The organism is Acetomicrobium mobile (assembly GCF_937920065.1).
The window spans coordinates 1-1,647 of record NZ_CALETC010000121.1 but is presented as its reverse complement, the minus strand read 5'-3'; the positions used below and the strand labels follow the sequence as shown (position 1 = coordinate 1,647).

The window sequence follows — 1,647 nt, the reverse complement described above, 5'->3', positions numbered from 1 at the left end:
TGAAGCACCTGACATATCTACGGCACGACACATGCTAAATCTGACGCTTGAAGTGTTTTCTGCCCAAACCCTTAGGGCTACAGATATCCTGGAAGATGGCTTTGACGACGCCGTAGCAGTATTAAATCTTCCTGCACGTTACAGGAAGAGGCTTCGGACAACGAAGGGACAGGAAAGATTAAATCAGGAGATAAGGCGAAGGGAGCGAGTGATTCGGATATTTCCTAACCGTGAATCGGCACTAAGGCGGGTAAAAGCGTTGTTGATGGAACATGACGAAGCATGGTAAATGAGGTAAGAAATACTTCGAGATGGATGAATATTGGGAGTGGAAGGAACAGGAACAACATTGTGAGATAGGTGAAGTAGCTCCAGTAACGACTGGAGTTTAACCATGATTTTAATCAGAGGGCGATTTTACAGAAAAATAAGGACTTGACCCAAAAGTGTTTTTAAAAAAGATTTTGTTATAATTAAAGCCATAGCTAAACATGAAGAAAACGTGTTGCCATTATCGCAGCTCAAAAAGCTTTGCGAGCTCGGCATAACAAAACTTAGAAGAGAATACTGTAACTCGATCCAGGGTGAGGGAAGCTTTATAAACTTAATGATAACAAAGAGGCATCCAAGATCTTGGACCTTATCATTATGAACTCAAGGGCTTCAAACAATCGCTGAGGCCATAAAGCTGGCAAATACACTTTAAAGGTAACGTTAATCAATCCCGAACTGCTTTGACGATAGCAGAACCAGCATATACACAAATACAAAATATACAAAACAAAAACGCAAAGAGACTCAAGAACTACCTTAGGGAGGGGGCATAAATGATAGACTTTCCTATGATGTACAATCCTTTTGGGTTTCTTTATAATATTTCCAACACTACCGTAGCAAAACAGGTCAATTTATAATTCTAGTTAGATCTTGGCGAGACCCTGACGATCACGTCGGGCATTATTTTTTGCTCACTCAGGAACTAAATTTTGTTAAGTCATTGTGATTTTTCACTGATTGCCTCTTTATTCTCTAAGATATTCAGAAACTCACCGTCATATTTGTGAGTCTTTTTGTAGCTCCCTTATATATGCTTCTTTTGATCTTTTGATGTGTTTTCTGGCCCACTCTTCAGCTTTTCTGGAGTTTTTGGAAATTAGCGCTTCCAATATTCTTTTATGTTCTTGGGATGCTTCCGATTTTCTTCCCGGGAATGCATATCCAATGTGGGTATAAGCCTTTATGCAATCTCTTAAATCCATGAGCAGTTGATACAATTTTTTATTTCCAGAAGCTCGATATAACCTTTCATGAAAAAGCATATGAAGTTCTTCTAGCTTGTCATCGTCGTTTATTGCGATGCATTGCTCCATTTCCTCTGCAAGATTTTCAAGATAGATAAGATCCTCTGATGTGGCATTGGTCGCTGCACGGCTGGCAGCCAGCCCTTCAAGGACCTCTCGTACGTCAAACGTATTTATCACTTCCTCTGAGGTTGGTTTGGCCACTATTACCATTTTCCTGGATACTTGAACCGCTAACCCCATTGTTTTCAGGCGCTGTATAGCTTCACGCACCGGTGTGCGCGATACCGCAAGTTTTTCGGCAAGATCGCGTTCAATAAGAGGATCACCCGGTTGTAACTCACCA

The 1,647-nt window shown here is 40.9% G+C and carries 1 protein-coding gene and 1 pseudogene; one reads left to right on the top strand and one right to left on the bottom strand.

The features are described from left to right. A pseudogene (locus Q7P41_RS05180) lies at positions 1–293 on the top strand (transposase); the annotation flags it as partial. 759 nt (positions 294–1,052) lie between these two features. On the opposite strand, the gene Q7P41_RS05175 reads toward Q7P41_RS05180, so the two are convergent. Then, on the bottom strand, positions 1,053–1,647 hold a 595-nt coding region (locus Q7P41_RS05175; protein ID WP_303882709.1), incomplete at its 5' end, for a GntR family transcriptional regulator.